At 51.5% G+C, this 18,507-nt stretch carries 18 protein-coding genes; 13 read left to right on the top strand and 5 right to left on the bottom strand.

Translation table 11 applies throughout. The features are described from left to right. The 9 genes from ACKI61_RS13545 to ACKI61_RS13505 all read left to right on the top strand — a co-directional run. Window positions 1–331 (top strand): EAL domain-containing protein (locus ACKI61_RS13545; RefSeq protein ID WP_407458199.1); only part of this gene is annotated, 331 nt, incomplete at its 5' end. Then, window positions 328–672 carry an Hpt domain-containing protein gene (locus ACKI61_RS13540; protein WP_407458198.1) on the top strand — a complete coding sequence of 115 codons (345 nt, stop codon included), beginning with the start codon at window positions 328–330 and terminating at the stop codon, window positions 670–672. The genes ACKI61_RS13545 and ACKI61_RS13540, both read left to right, overlap by 4 nt. Before the next feature lie 105 nt (window positions 673–777). After that, a complete protein-coding gene (locus ACKI61_RS13535; protein ID WP_407458197.1) occupies window positions 778–1,530 on the top strand; it encodes a VUT family protein in 753 nt (250 codons plus the stop codon). After that, window positions 1,527–2,189, top strand: coding sequence for an SDR family NAD(P)-dependent oxidoreductase (locus tag ACKI61_RS13530; protein WP_407458196.1), 663 nt, complete (start codon window positions 1,527–1,529; stop codon window positions 2,187–2,189). The genes ACKI61_RS13535 and ACKI61_RS13530 overlap by 4 nt, the downstream gene beginning before the upstream one ends. Before the next feature lie 31 nt (window positions 2,190–2,220). After that, window positions 2,221–2,631: a very short patch repair endonuclease gene (locus ACKI61_RS13525; protein WP_407458195.1), complete on the top strand. Its 411-nt coding sequence runs from the start codon at window positions 2,221–2,223 to the stop codon at window positions 2,629–2,631. A gap of 210 nt (window positions 2,632–2,841) precedes the next feature. Continuing rightward, entirely contained in the window at window positions 2,842–3,678 is an 837-nt protein-coding gene (locus ACKI61_RS13520) for a TIGR02147 family protein (protein WP_407458194.1), read from the top strand. Further along, window positions 3,665–4,984, top strand: coding sequence for a hypothetical protein (locus tag ACKI61_RS13515; protein WP_407458193.1), 1,320 nt, complete (start codon window positions 3,665–3,667; stop codon window positions 4,982–4,984). The genes ACKI61_RS13520 and ACKI61_RS13515 overlap by 14 nt, the downstream gene beginning before the upstream one ends. Before the next feature lie 264 nt (window positions 4,985–5,248). Continuing rightward, window positions 5,249–5,590 (top strand): P-II family nitrogen regulator, encoded by a 342-nt coding sequence (locus ACKI61_RS13510; protein ID WP_407458192.1) that lies wholly within the window; start codon window positions 5,249–5,251, stop codon window positions 5,588–5,590. A gap of 85 nt (window positions 5,591–5,675) precedes the next feature. Further along, window positions 5,676–6,950: an ammonium transporter gene (locus ACKI61_RS13505; RefSeq protein ID WP_407458191.1), complete on the top strand. Its 1,275-nt coding sequence runs from the start codon at window positions 5,676–5,678 to the stop codon at window positions 6,948–6,950. A 98-nt stretch (window positions 6,951–7,048) separates the two neighbouring features. Here the strand turns inward: ACKI61_RS13505 and trpA are convergent, their stop codons facing one another. Both trpA and trpB read right to left on the bottom strand, forming a co-directional pair. Beyond that, window positions 7,049–7,801 (bottom strand): tryptophan synthase subunit alpha, encoded by a 753-nt coding sequence (gene trpA, locus ACKI61_RS13500; RefSeq protein WP_407458190.1) that lies wholly within the window; start codon window positions 7,799–7,801, stop codon window positions 7,049–7,051. Window positions 7,802–7,945: 144 nt separating this feature from the next. After that, the gene (gene trpB / locus ACKI61_RS13495) at window positions 7,946–9,220 is read right to left on the bottom strand and encodes a tryptophan synthase subunit beta (RefSeq protein WP_407458189.1); all 1,275 of its coding nucleotides are present in this window, start codon (window positions 9,218–9,220) and stop codon (window positions 7,946–7,948) included. 762 nt (window positions 9,221–9,982) lie between these two features. On the opposite strand from trpB, the gene ACKI61_RS13490 reads away from it, so the two are divergent. The 3 genes from ACKI61_RS13490 to ACKI61_RS13480 are packed head-to-tail and all read left to right on the top strand — an operon-like array spanning window position 9,983 to window position 12,930. Continuing rightward, a complete protein-coding gene (locus ACKI61_RS13490; RefSeq protein WP_407458188.1) occupies window positions 9,983–11,521 on the top strand; it encodes a hypothetical protein in 1,539 nt (512 codons plus the stop codon). A gap of 12 nt (window positions 11,522–11,533) precedes the next feature. Next, the gene (locus ACKI61_RS13485) at window positions 11,534–12,460 is read left to right on the top strand and encodes a hypothetical protein (RefSeq protein ID WP_407458187.1); all 927 of its coding nucleotides are present in this window, start codon (window positions 11,534–11,536) and stop codon (window positions 12,458–12,460) included. 11 nt (window positions 12,461–12,471) lie between these two features. Next, window positions 12,472–12,930, top strand: a complete 459-nt coding sequence (locus ACKI61_RS13480) for a hypothetical protein (protein WP_407458186.1) — start codon at window positions 12,472–12,474, stop codon at window positions 12,928–12,930. Window positions 12,931–12,938: 8 nt separating this feature from the next. On the opposite strand, the gene ACKI61_RS13475 is transcribed toward ACKI61_RS13480, so the two are convergent. Both ACKI61_RS13475 and ACKI61_RS13470 read right to left on the bottom strand, forming a co-directional pair. Then, window positions 12,939–14,537, bottom strand: a complete 1,599-nt coding sequence (locus tag ACKI61_RS13475) for a bifunctional indole-3-glycerol phosphate synthase/phosphoribosylanthranilate isomerase (RefSeq protein WP_407458185.1) — start codon at window positions 14,535–14,537, stop codon at window positions 12,939–12,941. 87 nt (window positions 14,538–14,624) lie between these two features. Beyond that, window positions 14,625–16,220, bottom strand: coding sequence for a bifunctional anthranilate synthase component II/anthranilate phosphoribosyltransferase (locus ACKI61_RS13470; protein ID WP_407458184.1), 1,596 nt, complete (start codon window positions 16,218–16,220; stop codon window positions 14,625–14,627). 346 nt (window positions 16,221–16,566) lie between these two features. Between ACKI61_RS13470 and ACKI61_RS13465 the strand changes: the two genes are divergently transcribed. After that, a complete protein-coding gene (locus tag ACKI61_RS13465; RefSeq protein ID WP_407458183.1) occupies window positions 16,567–17,379 on the top strand; it encodes a hypothetical protein in 813 nt (270 codons plus the stop codon). On the opposite strand, the gene ACKI61_RS13460 is transcribed toward ACKI61_RS13465, so the two are convergent. Beyond that, window positions 17,376–18,434, bottom strand: a complete 1,059-nt coding sequence (locus tag ACKI61_RS13460) for an Lrp/AsnC family transcriptional regulator (protein ID WP_407458182.1) — start codon at window positions 18,432–18,434, stop codon at window positions 17,376–17,378. The two genes, ACKI61_RS13465 and ACKI61_RS13460, sit on opposite strands and share 4 nt — an antisense overlap. Window positions 18,435–18,507: the final 73 nt, after the last annotated feature.

The following is an 18,507-nucleotide window of genomic DNA, read 5'->3' as shown; positions in this document are numbered from 1 at the left end:
CCGCATCGAGATGGACGATTTCGGTTCCGGATACTCCTCGTTGAACATGATTACCACGCTGCCCATCGACATCCTGAAAATCGACATGTCGTTCGTGCGCAACATGGAAAAGGACGAACGCAACCTGAAGCTCGTGGAACTCGTGGCGGGCATCGCGAAATTCCTCAAGATTCCTGCCGTAGCGGAAGGCGTAGAAACGCAGTCGCAGCTCGATACCCTCAAGGGAATGGGCTGCCAGATTATCCAGGGATACTTCTTCTCGAAGCCGGTCCCGCCGAAGGATTTTGTACCCTTCATCGAAAAGGAACTTGAACGCCGGAGGGGCGCATGATTACCATCGAAAAACTGAACGCTTTTGGGGCAAATACCGCCGAAGGGCTTGCACGCTGCTTCGGGAACGAGGCACTGTACCTGAAACTCGTGGCGACCATTCCCGGCGAGGGCAACTTCGACAAGCTAAAAAACACTCTGGATGCCGGCGACCTGGAAAACGCATTCCTTGCTGCACATGCACTCAAAGGGGTACTCGGGAACCTGTCGCTCACGCCACTCTACGTAAAGATTGCCGACATGACGGAACATCTGCGTAGCAAAACCGATATGGACTACAGCGTTCAACTAGCCGACATTCTTGCTCAAAAAGAAGAACTCCGCAAACTTTGTTCCGAATAAGCCATTGCCAAAATTAGTCCATTTGACTATATTTGGCGCGTTAGAATTCTGCGATGTTGCAGAATTTTTCCGGAAGTCTTTGTCTAACCTTCCTTAAAAAACAAAATGAAAAGCTATATCCAGCGTGAATGGCAGGACTTGGTTATCCTGCTTCGCAACATTCCCTCCCTCGCCGTCAGTTTCTTTATCCTCTCCGTCGTGTGCATGAACTTGCTCGCGAATAAGGAACTGGTCTCCTTTGAATACATGGCACTTGACTGCGGCTTTACGCTCAGCTGGTTCTCGTTTCTGTGCATGGACATGATATGCAAGCGGTTCGGGCCAAAGGCCGCCATGAAAGTCTCGGTAGTCGCCCTCTTCGTGAACCTATGCACCTGCCTGTTCTTCAACATCCTTTCCCATGCGCCGGGAATGTGGGGCGAATTCTACAGTTACATCGACACGAATCCCGATGCGGCCAAGGTCGCAAACGACGCCCTCAACGCTACGTTTGGCGGTTCCTGGTACGTGGTGCTGGGCTCGGCGCTCGCCATGTTCACCGCGTCTCTCGTCAATTCCGTCGTGAACTACGGCATGGGAAAATTCGCAAGGGGCAAGGACTTCAAGACATTTGCCGCACGTTCCTACGTTTCGACGATGGTGGCGCAATTCGTCGATAACATGATTTTCGCCCTTACGGTAAGCCACGTGTTCTTCGGCTGGACCATGAAGCAGGTCATTATCTGCTCCATTACGGGCTCCGTCATGGAACTCCTCTGCGAAGTCGTCTTCAGCCCCTTCGGCTACAGGATGGCCTGCAAGTGGGAAAAAGAAAATGTCGGTAGCGATTACCTCAAATTCAAGGCGGGGCAAGCATGAACGTCTTTATCAGCGGAACCCACAGCGGCATCGGCCGCGCCATCGCAGAACTGTTCTTGAGCAGGGGCGTGCATGTGGTCGGGTTCGACGTCAAGGAATCGACGATTGACCACGCCGAATACGAGCACCATATTGCCGACGTCTCGGACAAGGACTCTTTCCCGGAGCTGACCATTGCGGCAAACATCGTCGTGAGCAACGCGGGCGTGCAGAATTCCGGTCGCGACATCGAAATCAACCTGAAGGGAGCCTTGAACTTCGTCGAGAAGTACGCGATTCAATCCGAAATCAAGTCGGTACTCTTCATAGCGTCTTCCAGCGCCCACACCGGCGACGAGTTCCCCGAATACGCGGTTTCCAAGGGCGGACTGTTGACCTACGTGAAGAACGTGGGCCGCCGCATTGCAAAATTCGGTGCCACATGCAACAGCATCTCGCCGGGTGGCGTCAAGACAAGCCTCAACAAGCCCGTGATGGACGACCCAGTACTCTGGAACCGCATTATGGACGTGACTCCGCTCAGGCGCTGGGCCGAACCCGAAGACATCGCGGAATGGGTCTGGTTCCTGACGGTGGTGAACAAGAACTGCACCGGCCAGGACATCCTCGTCGATAACGGCGAGAAGGACCTGAACAGCACCTTCGTGTGGCCAGAATAATGTGAAACGCCGTCGCAAGAAAAATGCTCCCATGAGCCGCACGCAAATGATGCAGGCGGTCCATTCCGAAGACACGAAGCCCGAACTGATGGTTCGGCGAGCCCTTTTTAAGGACGGTTTTCGTTACAAGCTCCACCGTCACGACCTGCCCGGATCTCCCGACATGTTCATTCTCAAATACGGTGTTGCCATCTTTGTAAACGGCTGTTTCTGGCACCAGCACGGCTGCAAGTTCACGAGTCGCCCTAAGAGCAATCCCGAATTCTGGAACGAGAAGTTCACGAACAATACCGTACGCGACATCAAGACCGGCTGGCAGCTCTCTCTGCAGGGATTTCGCGTAGCAACCCTCTGGGAATGTTCCATCAAAAACGACTTCGAGCACACCCTGGAGCGGCTTAAGGCATTCCTGGTGAGCGATGAGGAATCCATCGAAATCTAAAAAAAGGCCCAATATAATGAAAACGCCCCATATGAAACATTTGTTTCATATACAAATATTTTCTATAAGAATATTCAAAATCTTGTGATTTTCATCATTTTTCGTTGTTTTTGTTTCATAAACATATTGACAATTGAATTTTTCAATTGTATATTTATTTCTGATTCCGGGAGAAACCGGAATAACTTGGGACAAACAGGACAGGAAACAATGAAAACGATCATCGAATACTCTGATTTCCGGAAGTTCATGCTGGATTACTACGAGGAGCGCAAGCGCTGTTCCGCGTTCACCTGGCGCGAATTTTCGAAGATAGCGGGCTTTACCTCTTCGTCATACATAAAGGTCGTGTGCGACGGGAAAAGCAAGCTCAGCAAGATTGGCATCGAGCGCGTCGCTACGGCAATGGGGTTAAGCGGCTTCGAGCTCGACTACTTCCGCGCCATGGTCAAGTTCGGCCAGGCCGCAAGCGAAGATGCTAAAAAAGCCGCATACAGGGACATGCTTGCGATAGCCAAGGTCCACAAGGTACGCGTTCTAGAAGGCGACCTTTTCGCCTATTACGATTCATGGCGCAACCCGGTGGTGCGAGAACTCGCCCCGCTGATGCCCGGCGCCACTCCCGGCGAAATGGCAAAGATGTGCTACAACTTGACATCTGCCGAGGAAGTGCGCGAATCGCTCGACTTTTTAACCAAGACGGGACTCTTGAAGAAGACCGCGAACGGCAACTTCAAGCAGTCAGAAGCTTCTGTGAAGGGCTCTCCCGACGCCACCCGGCTCGCACTCCGCGGAATGCACCGCCAGATGGCAGAACTCGCCTCCCCCGCATTGGAGCTTCCCAAGGACGAACGCAACTTCAGCGGCGTCACCATGGGCGTTTCCAGGGAAACTTACGACCGCATCGTAAACCTGCTCGACGAGTTTCGCAGCAAGATCATTGCTATCGCCGCCGAAGACAAGAACATTGAACAGGTCTACCGCCTGAACCTACAATTTTTTCCGCTAACCAAAAACATCAAGGAGAACAAAAATGAAAAAGCTTAACCTCTGCGCAGCGGGCATCGCAGCCCTGTTCTGCACCTACTGTAGCGACACCAACAGCACAGGCGACATCGCCGGCACTTCTGAAGAGATGAACGAAATCGCCGACAAGGGTTCCTCCAGCTCGGACACACCTGAGGCGGAATCCTCTAGTAGCATTGAAGACCAGAAGAATTCCTCGTCGAGCGAAGACGTTCATACTCCGCCCGCAGGCGGCAACACGTTGGACGCCTACGTGGAACAGTTTGGCTTACAAAGCAAGGTGCGTTTTGACAAGGCCGTGATGGCTATCAGCACTGGCCCCTACTTACTCAAGCAGCAGCCAATAGACGGCTCTGATCCTTATACGGAATTTGAAAAAGAGGGCGTTGCCAAGTTCACCCAAGAAAACATCGGTGAAATCGAAGAATACTTCCCGAACGCAGCCGAAACTTACGCTGAAACGGTTAGTGCCGTCAAGAATGGCTCCAACGAATGCGCCCTCTATTCTTACAACAGTTACGGTAACGAAAAGTACGCCGGTCTCGTTCTGGAATACGTATCGCCCGACACCTTGAAGGTTACCGGCATCGCCGCCAAGAACTGCGAAGAGACCACCGGCAACATGTTTGTTCGATTCTTGGTCAGCTACTGTGGCGACCTGAACAAGGAACCGGTAATCATCGAAAATACCGTAGAATCAAGTATCAAGAAGGAGCAGTGCCCCGCAGTCAATGAAACAGAATGGGTCAGCACAATCGACAGCGAAGAAATCGAAACTTGCGCCCCGGGTAGCGACTGCGACGGTGATGGAATCCCCGACGGCATTTATAGGCCCGACTTGGAGCCCTGCGATACCGACACATTGCTCTATTTCTACGAACGACACTTCCAATGCGTAGAAGGCAAGTGGCAATACCTGCCGCCTCCAGACTCCGGCGACACCCGCGCCCAGGCAAGAAATGCGACCGTGGAACCTCGCCAGGGAATGGCTGTAGCCCCGCGTGTCGTGATGGCAAGAAATGAGGACGGAACCATTTCCATTCGTGACGATGGTTACAATGCATCCAACAACTTTGTCATTGAAGCGGTTTACACCGAACTTTCTGGAGACACCATTATCGTAGACGTTATCTACCCTGACGGCGCAGATGTGAGTAGCTACCAGATAAGCGCACTCACGTTTACCGTGAGCAAAGTCTACACAAACGTGAAGTACATAAAATACAAAGACAGCGATAAAGTCAAGGAAATCTACGAAGTAGACGAACTCCTCCCCTGCGCAAGCAGTACAACTTGCCAGGAGTGCGGAGAAGGCCTCACATGCTAATCCGCTATATCTCTTAAAGCGAAGCAACAATTATTCTCCTAAGCCCGCCCCGCATTTTATGCGGGGCTTTTTTGCAACTTCGTTTTACAATTTCAGTATGTTTTCCGTTTATTGAAAAACACAATCCGTAAATACGAGTTATCAAATCGCGTTTTTCTTCTTAAATACAGGCATTTTTTGTCGGTTGGAGCCAGAATTTAGTTTTGGCACGCCTTTTGCAATTGTTTGAGCAAAACAAAAACAACCCCAACAAAGGATAGGAACATGAAGCTAGTTACAGCTTATATCCAACCCGAACGATTAAACCTTGTAAAGCAAGCGCTCTACGAAAATCAAATCTACAAGATGTCCGTCACCAACGTTCTTGGCTGCGGTCAGCAGCGCGGTTACAACCAGCGTTTCCGTGGCGTGGTGACAGAGGTCAATTTGCTCAAAAAGATCTGCTTGAAGATTGCAGTCAACGACGAATTCGTGCAGCCCTGTATCGACGCTATCATCAAGGGTGCCCGCACGGGAGCCATCGGCGACGGCAAGATTTTCGTCACGGAACTCGAACAGTGCATTCGCATTCGCACCGGTGAATCGGGCCCCGAGGCAATTGGGTAAGTAAACAGTGATTAGTGGTTAGTGATTAGGAAGTTTCCTGTTTACTAACCACTGCATACTAACCACTACTAAAAGGATTTAAACAATGAACGAAGCAGCAACTGTCGTACCTGTCAGCGACGCCATCTTTATGACAGAAAACATTTGGATCATGATTAGCGCCATGTTGGTGTTTATCATGGGCCTGGGCTTTGCCTGTGTCGAAGCGGGTCTTGTTCGCGCGAAGTGCGCGGCCAACGTCGCTTTCAAAAACATCGCGGTTCCCGCCATAGGTATCACGATGTATGCCGCCATCGGCTTTGCCCTCATGTACCCCGGAACGTTCAACGCGATTTCCGGTGTACTTGGATTTGCCGGATTCGGCATCGGTGACTGGGCCGACCCCTCCAAGTTCACCGCCGCCTACAACGGCCACTTCACACTGTTTACCGACTGGCTGTTCCAGGCGATGTTTGCAGCAACCGCCGCAACGATCGTCTCGGGCGCTGTCGCCGAACGCGTGAAGTTGAACTCCTTCCTCGTCTTCACCGTCATCTACGTGGCCTTCGTCTACCCCATCGTGGGTAGCTGGACATGGGGCGGTGGCTGGCTTTCCACCATCGGCAAGGCCGGTTTCCATGACCTCGCCGGTTCTACCCTCGTCCACTCCGTGGGCGGCTGGGCGGCGCTTGCCGGCGTGATGATTCTCGGACCGCGTATCGGCAAGTATGTCGGCGGCAAGGTGCACGCCATTCCAGCCCACAACATCCCGCTCGCAACCGTCGGCGTATTCATGCTCTGGTTCGGTTGGTGGGGATTCAACGCCGGTTCCGCACTCTCTGGCGACCCGAAGGCAACTAGCTGGATTTTGGTGACTACGAACCTCGCCGCTGTTGCAGGCATCATCACCGCAACGCTTACGAGCTGGATCGTTTCGAAGAAGCCGGACGCCACCATGGCCCTCAACGGCTGCCTTGCTGGCCTCGTCGCCATCACTGCCGGTGCAGACGTGGTTACCCCGCTTTCTTCCTGGATTATTGGCGCCATCGCCGGTGTGCTCGTGGTGGGTGCAGTCTTCATGTTCGACCGCTTGCACTTGGATGACCCGGTCGGTGCTCTCTCGGTTCACCTGGTGAACGGTGTGTGGGGTACGCTCGCTGTCGGTATCTTTGATATCACTGGCGACTACACCCTCGGCACTCAGGCCATCGGCGTGATCGCTTACGCGGTTCCCTGCTTCGGTGCAGCTAGCCTCATCTTCTACGCTATCAAGAAGACCATGGGACTGCGCGTTACCGAGCGTCAAGAACTCCGCGGCCTCGACCAAAGCGAACACGGACAAGAATCCTACAGCGGCTTCCAGATCTTCAGCAACATGTAATTTGGGCGCCAAAAACTCTTCATACAAAACCTCACATAAACCAAAGCAAAGAAGGGATGTCGCAAGACATCCCTTTTAGTATGAACCGATTAAAGGGCTTAATTTCCCGAAATTTCCTTGGCCTTCGCTTCGATTTCGGCGATGGCTTTTTTGCGGCCTTCGGCAGTGTCTTCGTTATTGAGCACGATGTTCACGAACACGGAGCCCGCCACCACGGCATATACATGCTTGCTAAGCACCTTAGACTGTTCACCGTTACGGATGCCGAAGCCGCCGAGCACCTTGGCGCCACCCTTACCGACGGTGTCGATAAAGTCGAGCGTCGCCTGGTCAATGGTGGTTTCGCTACCGGTCGTACCTGCGCGGAGTGCGGCGTAGATGTACTTGAATCCCTTGGAAGCCATCGTTTCAAGGCGTTCCTTGGTCATGCTAGGAGCCGCCACGGGGATGTTTTCGAGACCGTGCTTCTTGCAAGCTTCGGTCAGACCTTCGTCGCAATCGAACGGCAAGTCCGGAATGATGCAAGCGGAAACACCTGCGTCCTTGCACATCTTCACGAAGTTTTCGACGCCGGGAGTAAAGGCGAGGGAGCCGTAAGTCATGATGTAGATCGGCGTTTCAGGGTGACGTTCGTGAATTTTCTTCACGATTTCAAGACCCTGCTTGGTGGAGTAACCCTTGTCGAGAGCGATGGTCGATGCCGTCTGGATGGCGGGACCGTCGGCGCTCGGATCGCTAAAGGCAAGTTGAATTTCAAGGATGTTTGCGCCACCCTTCACAAGAGCGTCGGCGATGGCGATAGAAGTTTCTGCGTCCGGAAACCCGGCAATGAGATGAGACATTAAGTTCATAGTGACTAGTGGTTAGTGATTAGTGATTAGTGATTAGTGATTAGTGGTTGGTGGGCCGTAAGGCCGTTAGCGGTTAGTGGTTGCTGGTTAGGAATTCTTGATACCCGCGTCCCAGTATACTAACCACTGTTTACTAATCACTGTTTACTTGTTCATTATCTCCGCGTCGTGGATATCTTCGTTATTTTCGAGGCGAACAAGTTCCGCCTTCAGGAATTCCTTCCACTTTTCGGGGCGGAACACGGGGCTTGTGATAAAGATGTCCTTGTCGCCGCGGCCGCTCATGTTGATGACGAGCGCCTTGTCCTTCGGAAGTTCCTTCGCGATCTTCATGGCGGCAGCCCCTGCATGCGCACTTTCGAGCGCGAAAAGGATGCCTTCGTTACGGGCGAAGAACTTGACCGCTTCAAGGGCTTCCTTGTCGAGGATCGCGGTGAATTCCACGCGGCCCGATTCACCGAGGGCGGCAAGCTGCGGGCCGATTCCCATGTAGTCAAGCCCTGCCGAAATGGAGCGGGTCGGCAGCGACTGACCGTCTTCATCAATCAGGAAGCGGCTCTTGTAACCCTGCAGAATGCCTTCGCGGCTGGCGTTACCCGTCATGCGGGCGGCATTTTCACCCTTGTTCGGGCCGATGCCACCGGCTTCGGCACCGATCAGGCGCACATTCTTGTCTTCGATAAACGGAGTGAAAACGCCGATGGAATTGCTACCGCCTCCCACGCAAGCGACAACGGCCGCAATGTCGATGTTACGCTCGGCAGCCTGACGCTTGACCTCTTCGCCGATAATCGACTGGAAGGTGCGAACGATATCCGGGAACGGAGCCGGACCGAGAGCAGAACCCAGCACATAGTGGGTATTCTTGAAATTCGTAGCCCAGTCGCGCATGGCTTCGTTCACGGCATCCTTAAGGGTGCGGGCACCGCTCGTGACCGGCACGACCTTGGCACCGTACATTTCCATAGTCGCCACGTTCGGTTGCTGGCGACGGACATCCACCTCGCCCATGTATACCACACATTCGAGGCCAAGCTTTGCGCAAGCGGCAGCAGTGGCGAGGCCATGCTGACCGGCACCCGTCTCCGCGATGATGCGGGTCTTGCCCATCTTCTTTGCGAGCAAGCACTGACCGATGGCGTTGTTGATTTTGTGGGCACCCGTATTGGCAAGGCCTTCAAGCTTGATGTAAATCTGAGCGCCACCCAAGAGCTCTGTTGCCGTCGGAGCGTAATACAGTGGCGTTTCGCGGCCAATGTAGTCACGCTGGATGATGCGCAGCTCCTCGAGGAATTCCGGATCGTGGATGTACTTGTTGAAAGCCGCTTCGAGGTCGTCGAGCGGGCGGCGAATGATTTCGGCAACATACTTGCCGCCGAACTTGTCAAAGAAACCGTTGTTAGAAGTTGTGGAAGTCATAGGGTTTATGAGCAGTGGTTAGTGGTTGGGGTTAAAATTCGTAGTTGAGGGGAAAAATTAAAGGCCTTCGGAGAGTCCGAAAGCCTTATTCATTTATTGGTTGCAAACACTTGATGAAAACAGCAAACCGGACTCTATTTCGTAGAGCCCCACCACCAACGGTTGAAACGGATTACTGCATTCATCTTCATATGCCCTAATTTAGGAATGTCTCTTTAATGTGGCAAGGGGTACAGCATAAAAAAAGTGAAGACTCTCGACGATCGAGAGTCTTCTGTTAAACACTTGATGAAATGGCAATGCCTAAATCCCTTCTTTGAGAACCTCGTCGATAGCGGCGCTAGCGTCAAAGCGGATTGCCAATTTCATCTTTATGCCTTCAATATATATACTAATTCGTTGTCTGTCAATAGGTTAGCGCAAGTTTTTTGTAAAAATTTCTTTCGCAATTTGTACAAAAAGGCCTAAATTCGGCCATTTGGGGCGCAAACGCAACAAAGGGCAAAGTGATTTAAATCATTTCATCGATTTTGCAACATTAAAAAAATTGGAGTTCTGCACATATTTAATTATATTTACAGAGACATAGTTTAGAGTTCGCTCTTATTCGGACAGCTGAAAAACGACCAAAATTTCATCGTCTAGGAATAAGGCCGATTACTCACACCATATGGTGTGGGTCGTTTGTGCCTGTTAGACGATAAGGTTTACTTGGTCGTTACCTCAGCTGTTTAGGGCACCTGCGATTCCACACTTTTTTATTTGGATCGCATCCCTGAACAAGACGGACTCAATAACCCGAGGATGTTCATGGGCAAATTGTTATTTATATTGGCCGTTATGTTGGCCGCAACCGTTTCTTTTGCAGACGATCTTTGCGTACAATTATGCATAGATTGCTCCCTAAATCCAGAAAACGAGACTTGCACCAAGGTTAATCAAGTCTGCGGCAACTGCCCCGCTATCTTGGACAGTTTAAAGCAGGATTCCCTTGCAGTCGTAGCTCGTGTCGATTCCATTGAACAAGAAAAAGCGCGTAAAGACTCCCTGCAAAGCGTCGACGTTCGCAAATTAGCAGACATTATGCAGAAAAACTGCAAAAACGACACCTGCACTTTTGAGGTAACCATAGACAAAGGCCTATTAGGGCATATTCGCGCCAAGAAGGGAAACAAGGCCGCAGTCACAAAAGAGCCCGAACAAACTCCGCAAGAATCACTTTCGCCGCCGATAAGCGAAGAATGCAAAAACTTCTGCGGTTTATGCGACTCCGAAGACCAAGGAGAATCTAGTTCAACATGCAAAAAAGTTGAGGTACAATGCAAATGCTCCGCATACGCCGAACAGGAACGTATGCTAGCGGAAAAAGCAGTAGCAGACAGCATCGCCGCCATCGATAAATTTCTCAATCAAATGCAAACCGTTCAAGCATCGGCAAATTCTGTTTTTGAATTCTGCAGCAAAAAAGAGCAAGCTGAACCTTGCAGCGTCTTGGTAAAAATAAAAAGCGAAGACATGTCCTTAATCGAAATTCAGGACCTCGCCCAAAAGCCTATTGTCGAACAAGACTCCACTGTTAATGAGGCTCCTAAGGACAGCGTAATCGTTGCCGCCGCCCCTGCAAAAGATTCTATCGCAAATGATTCTTCCGCTAAATCTAAATTAATGAAACACGCCAACCCCTATATGGGATTTTCATTTGCTTTTGAAGAATATCTAGAAAAAGAAGTGGCAAACTATGATGTTTATCCCGACAAGCAGTGGGGCATAAATCTTGGATTTATGATTCGCTGGTATTTTTATAACTGGGGAAGTTTCCAAACAGGAATTAATCTAGTTTACCATGAGGCCGATTATGATTTCGATGACTATGATCTGTACAATTACAGCACTGGATACGGCGAAGGCGGAATCGAGTACCAGAACCTTATGTTCGAAATCCCCTTACAGTTTCGTTTCGGCTTCCCCCTCAATAAGGCGGGAACAATTAGTCCCTTCATTAGCGCCAGTTTCCATGTGCGTAAACCGATTTACATGTGGGCAGAATATGATGTTGAATGGACATGGTCTAGTTCGTATTATGATTACAATATAGACGAATCCTATGATGGTTTTTATGCGCTACCCGATTGGGAATTCTTAACCTATGTTGGTTTCGGCATTGAATTTTTCAGACGCTTTTCGCTACAGTGGCAGTTCTTGCCCGTATCGATTGTCACCAACACCGACACAATCACCAATTATTACTGTGACGATTCAGACGGTCTAACTTGGCGAATCAGTATGGATTTCGCATGGTAAAAGGAGTGTAGCATGAATTTGTTGAAATATATTAGCCCCCTTTCATTTACACTCATTCTTGCCGCATGCGCAGACGAGAGCCCGCTGGACATCATCGAAGACGATATTTCTGAAGCAGAAGATCGAGCAGAAGACCAAGCATACAAAGACGCTGAAAGAAAAGATTGCAAAAATGGGACCAACTGGGATCTCACTGACGAAGAATGCTGTGAAAAATATTATGGCTATCGTTGCAAAGAGATTGAGGCGGATAAGTGCTACTACGGAACTAGTTCATATTCCGATGCATGGTGTTGCGATAATTATGGCTACCGTTGCAGCTATGTTTACAGCAGTTCTTCCGCTAAATCCAGCAGCTCCTACAAATACAGCAGTTCGTCTTACGTTAGCGAAGCCGACAAGTGCTACTACGGAACCAGCACTAAGAGCAACACCTATTGCTGCAACAACTACGGCTACCGTTGCGAATACGTTTACAGCAGTTCCAGCGTAAAGACAGAAGTGGTAGAAGCCCATACTTCAACGGGAAAGACCATGAAATTCACGCTCACCTATTACAAGCAGAAATCCGCCGACTGGGACGGAATCTCCGCCGGTGGTAGTTATTCTGACGGGGACCCGACCATAAGCTTTTCCATTTACTTTATCGCATCTGGCGGCCAAACCACATCTAAGTCTACGGGCAACCTGCTTTCCTTGCAAGACCAAGGATCTTGGAGCGGTTCCAAAACCTCGACTTTTGATGTTCCCATCGGAACTCAAGACATCAAGGTTTGTCCTAATGTTGTTGACAAGGATGCTCTTAGCAATGACGATATGTCTTCTGGTTATTGCTATACAAAAACAAACATCGGATACCTATCCGATTATAAATCTGTCGAGCAAAGTGATTATAACTCAACTAAATACGAACTTGAATGGGAATGGTACCTGTATTAAGGAGGGTCTCTATGAAAAAAATCTCTTTTGCCATAGTTCTCTGTATCGGACTCCTCATGAGTTCTTGTGCCACGCTCATTCCCCCTCGCCATCCTGATTTGTCCCGCGAGGAATTTCAGGGAATGGTTTCGGGCAGCAGCGAAAAAACAGCGTGCTACGAAAGCGGATTTCGCGGAGGAATGCTCTTTTTGGATTTCATCCTTGGAGCCCCCTTCCTTTGGGTGCCAATCATTGTTGATGGCGTAGGCGGACGCTTTACCGCTTACTACTACGATCATGACCGCTGCGAAGAAGTCAAGGAACAAGAACGCAGCGCAAGACTTGCTCGCGATTATGGGCAAAAAGTCAAAAAAAGTGAGCCCGTTCAAGAACCCGCTCCGCGACCCGCTAAAGCCAGCCACACGAAAGTAACAAAAACCGTCATCATCGAAACAGAATCCGATGATGACGAATACGAAGTTCTATACTAGAATTAAGACTAACGAAAATTTTTCTTAAGCGCGTCGAACAACGCGCTTATTTTTTCTGCATTTTTTATTCCCGGAGCGTCTTCAACACCGCTGGAGACATCGATAAGTTCGGGGTGGAACTTTTCGACAATCGCACCCACATTTTCGGGCGTGATGCCGCCGGCAAGCCAGAGCGGCAACTCGCCTGCTTTTTCGCGAAGCAAGTTTTCGGGAATGGTCTTGCCTGTACCGCCGGGGATTCCTTCGACTTTTGCGTCCAACAAGATGCGCGGTTCACCACTCTTGCGGAGAGCCGCGACCTTGTCGAAATCCGATTCTTCGCCGACGCGGGCGGCAAAGTAATGCGGCAAGTCATCACAAAAAATCGACTCTGGATTGCTTCGCACTTCGTGCTCGCAATGACGTGCCAGGCAAGCGGGATCTATTCCATGAAGTTGCACGGCATCGAGTACCCCTTCGCGGACGAGCTTAATGGCGGTCTTGCCTTCGGGGGATTCTGGGTCAGTGATAACTCCAACAAGGAGAGGAACGTCATCGCGAGCCTCAGAGAGGCGTGGCGATCCATTTTGACGCAATTTCGCAGCAAAATCCCGCACAAATTTCTCAGTGGTCAGGCGCTTGGTAGTGCTGAACACGAATCCAAGCATGTCAGCACCGAGTTCTGCGGCGAGCAAGCCATCTTCGTCGCGAGTAATGCCGCAGATTTTGACTAACGGACGATTTATGCCATGGATTGCTTCGTCACTTCGTTCCTCGCAATGACGTGCTTGTTTCTGCTGTTTGCGCTCTGCAAACTTTTTCCAGAACTTGCCGCGGGCATTTTCGGAGCCCGATTCAAACGCATGCACCACCTCTTTAGCAAGCGCAGGATTCTTCGCAACCGCCTCCCCCACCAGGATTCCCGTAAAGCCGAGGTTGCGCGCATAAGTCGCATCGGCCGGGCATAAAATTCCAGATTCAAACACAGCCTTCGCAGGAAGCTTGCTACGCACCGATGCCGGCACCAGCGGATCCGTATGGAAGGTCGCCAAGTCGCGGGAGTTGACGCCCGCGACAATCGTTTTTGCGGCATCGGCCCCGAGTGCGCTCGTGACAACCGAAAGCTTGCGGAAGTCGTCTTTTTCACGAACTTCAACGAAAGCCTGCATGTCGAAAGACTGCGCACGCTTCGCCATCTTCACGAGCTGTTCATCATCCAGGATGCGCGCAATCAAAAGGACTGCATCGGCACCGCAACGGTAAGCGACATCGATTTCGTCTTCATAGAGCAAGAAATCCTTGCGGAGTACGGCGCAGGTATGCAACCCCTGCTTGCGGCGATTTTCCATCAGGTCCGCCACCGCAATCAAGTCGCGAAGCGATCCCTTAAAGAAATTACCTTCGGTCAGCACCGAAATTGCCTGGGCGTGAGCCTCGGCGTAAGTCGTCGCGAGCCCCACCGGATCGAGATCCGGGGCGATATCCCCCTTCGAAGGCGACGCACGCTTCACTTCGAGAATCGCACCGGCGTTCCCGAGGAATTCTGTATGACCTACGCGACGCTTTTCAGGGATTTCAATGCCGAAATTCAGACCCAGCCGCTCGATATCCGCGCGACGTTTCTCCACAATTGTTTGCAGTATATCAGACATGTAGATTGTCATGCCCGCGCTTCGGCCCTTCGACGAGCTCAGGGACCTTAGCGGGCATCTCCTTTACGAATTCGTTGCGACCTTGACTTCTTCGATCTTCTTGAGAACGGAGCCGTCCTCCATGGCCTTCATGGCCATCTCGTAGCCTTCCTTGACAGATGCAGCCTTCTTGCTGATGTAGAGGGCGGCACCGGCGTTCAGGGCGCAGGCATACTTGATGCCCAGGCGGCCCTTGCCATTCAGCACGTCGAGAGCGAGGTTGAAGTTGTCGACACCCGTACCGCCGGCGAGGTCTTCGGGATCCACGGAGGGGATGCCGAAGTCCTTGGGGTCGATGCGGTAAGTCTTGTACTCGCCATCTTCCAGGATTTCGGCGATGGTCGTCGGCACACAGGGCGAAATTTCGTCGTAGCCGTCATCAGAGATAGCGACCATCACACGCTTTGCGCCGAGGGCCTTCGCCGCCTTGGTGAAGGGTTCCAGCACGGTCGTGCTATAGACGCCGAGCATCAGGTACTTGGCTTCGGCCGGGTTCGTGAGAGGGCCGAGCAGGTTCATGATGGTCTTTACGCCGAGGGCTGCACGAACCGGGGCGGCAAAGCGCATGGCACTGTGGTACACAGGTGCCATCAGGAACACGAAATTCGTCTTGTCGATGACGGAGGCGGCTTTATCCGGAGTCATGTCGAGCTTGAAGCCTGCCGCAGTGTAGAAATCAGCAGCGCCGGACTTGCTGGAAACCGCGCGGTTGCCGTGCTTTGCCACCTTGGCGCCGCAGCTGGCTGCAATCAGGCCCGAAAGTGAACTCACATTGAAGCTTCCCTTGCCGTCGCCACCGGTACCCACGATGTCCGTGAGTTCTTCGCCACTGTACGGGAAACGGCGCTTTTTCTTGCTGAGCACGTAGGCGCAGCCCGCGATTTCGTCGGCCACGGGACCCTTCGCAAAGAGCGCAGTCAAGATGCCTGCCATTTGGCGCTCATCCATGATGCCGTCGGTCAAGTCTTCCATGAACATCTCGGCGGTGGCGCGGGTCAAGTCCTTACCATCCATGAGCGTATTCAAGATGCCGCGCACATCAAGCGGTTCGCGACGGTAGTTGAGGAATGTCTTGAAAAACTCGTCGGCACGGCCGCTGGCGATGGATTCCGGGTGGAACTGCACGCCTTCGATCGGGAGCGTCTTGTGACGGATACCCATGATGTCGCCATCAGTGGCTCGTGCAGTCACTTCAAAATCGGCAGGGAGCGTCGCTTCGTCGATGACGAGGCTATGGTAACGCGTGAAAATATTCTTCTTGCCGATGGTGCGGAAAAGGCCCTTGCCGTCAAGGTCAATTTCTTCGGCGATGCCGTGCTTGATGAACTTGGCTTGCACAATCTTTGCGCCGAAAGCGTAACCGATGGCCTGGTGGCCGAGACACACGCCAAGAATCGGGAGCTTACCCGCAAAGTGCTTGATGGCATCCACGGAGATGCCCGCGTCTTCGGGGCGGCCCGGACCCGGGCTCACGATGAGACGGCTCGGGGAGAGCTTTTCGATGTCCGCTATGGAGCATTCGCGGCTACGAAGCACGCGAATTTCTTCGGTGGTAATTTTTGCCAACGCCTGATAGACGTTGTAAGTGAAAGAATCGTAGTTGTCGATAATGACGATCATTTTTTTATCCTCTTGTTTAAAATTTCTTCCGCCTTCGCAAAGACTTTTTATTCCCGGAGGATTTCAATGATGTTTTGGCAAAAAGAAAGGCCTCCGTGAGTCCGGAAGCCTTTGCTTAAAATCTTGGGTGATTTGCGACAAATACCGGGCTCTATGTCAGAGTCCGCGCCACCAACGACGGTTCAGGGTTGCACATGTCACAAAATTCATCATATAACAAAAATACCAAACGAAATCTGCCATGGCAAGGGGTGTTTCGTAAAAAAATTGAATATTCCCTTTTTTTACATATAGAATTTATCAATTTGTCCAAAAAATGTAAAAGAAGACTTTTTATATTTAGAACATGATTCAAAGAATCGGATGCACCACCTTATTCCTTTTCGCCGTGGGAGTTGCCACCGAAAACCTGCATCCAATTACTCCCCCGACAACCTCTTTTGCGACTCAAGGAACAGTCGAGCTCGACGAAGACGTCTACAGCGGCGACATGGAGATTTCGGCAGAATATGCAATACACCCGCGCCTGAGCCTTTACGCAGACGGGGCCTTCCGCTTCTTGAGCTACAGCTACGAATATTCAACCGAGGGATACATCCATAATTACTGCAACCTGCATGTGAATGGATTTAACGAAATCTACGTAGGCGCAAAGGGACTGATCCTCCCCTACTTAGGCCTAAATCTCGGCTGGCGGTTTCCGCCCGGCGAAGGTTCCCAAAAGAACCGCTTCCACCGCCTAAACCTGGAACCGTTCACCGTCCTCCCCTTTTCCAGGCACCTGACGCTCGGCACATCGTTTCGTTACAACACCTTCCTAGAAGACAAGAACTACAAGCCCGGTAACGAAGTCGGTTTCAAGGCATCCTTCGTGTGGCGCCCCGGCTGGAACGACTCCCTGAATACGGGCTGGCACTTCAGCGAAACATTCCTGTACCAGGCAAGAATCGAAGAATCCGAAAACAGGAACTTGGCCAAGCCCTACCGCAAAATGAAGGACAAGTACCGCGGCATGAAAATGAAGTTCGATGCGGCACGCTACTTCAGCATTTTCAAGGTTCCTGTCGGATTCGGACTGAACTACGAAATCCACGAAGGCACACTCTTTGGATTCGAGACCGGCCATCGCGTCGGAATATTCACGAAAATCTGGAACTAGCCAAAGAAACTGAAGCTCGTCTTCTTGAGTTCCCTGACGGAATGGAGCACCGCGTATTCGGGATTGCCGATGGATTCGGCAGCCTCCCTGATGTAACGGTCCAGTTCTTCGGCGGTCTGTGCGTGTATCATCGCATAGAGCGTGTACGGGAAATCCTCGAAGGAGGGGCGCTCGTAGCAATGCGACACGTGCGGGTTTTCTGCGAGAACCGCGCCGGCTGCGGTGGGTGCATAAAAACACACCATAGCATTATACGCGAAGCCGGCCTGCTGATGCCGGAGGATTGCCCCGAAGCGTCGCATTCTCTTTTGCACGAGATCGTCGCGGAGGGCATCGCATGAAACACCCCAATCCACAAACGGCGTGAGCGTGTGCGGGATATCGTTACAGGCAATGCGGATACGAGCCCGGTCGGAATCCGACAAAACTCGGGCAGGAGATTGCTTCGCTTCATTACATTCCGCACGCAATGACATTTCAGAGCTACACACATCGCTCAGGATAACTCCACTGCCTACTGCCAACTGTCTACTGCCTTCTGGCACAACAGCACCCATCACCGTATTGATTTTGAACTTCTTCGTCGCATTCAGGATATGGACATCGTGCAGGTCGGTACTTGCACAGAGCCCATCGACAATCTTCTGAATTTCCGCTTCGGACTGGGCAATGACTGTAAACCAGACATTGAATTCGTGGCTGCGAACGTAGTTGTGCGTAATCGCAGGAATCTCGTTAACGGCAGCAGCGAACAGCTCTAAGGCAGAATCACCGACAGCCCCGGTCGCAGCCGTAGGCACCTTGCCCGCGCAAAGGCGAGAGATAAAACCTAGCTTTTTAGAATCGTACACCCCACCGATACGGCGAATAACGCCCGAGCGTCGCAGGTTCTCGACCGCATCGAAGACCGCTTGTTCCGTGAGATGCCCGCGAACATCGCCGCCAGCACACGCTTCCTGCGCGTTCAGCATCTCCGCCAAACGCCTGTACGGGCGTTCTTCCAGCGGGAAGGCGTCCTGAATGACAGAGAGAAGACGCTGTTCAAGTTCAGTCATGTAAAACTAGAAGTGAATGGTGTGGAGTGTGAGGTGTGAAATGATTTTCATTACACATTACACATTCCACACT

The organism is Fibrobacter sp. (genome assembly GCF_045601785.1).
GTDB lineage: Bacteria > Fibrobacterota > Fibrobacteria > Fibrobacterales > Fibrobacteraceae > Fibrobacter.
Note: the sequence above shows the minus strand (reverse complement) of the source record. Positions and strands in the feature narration are given on the sequence as shown.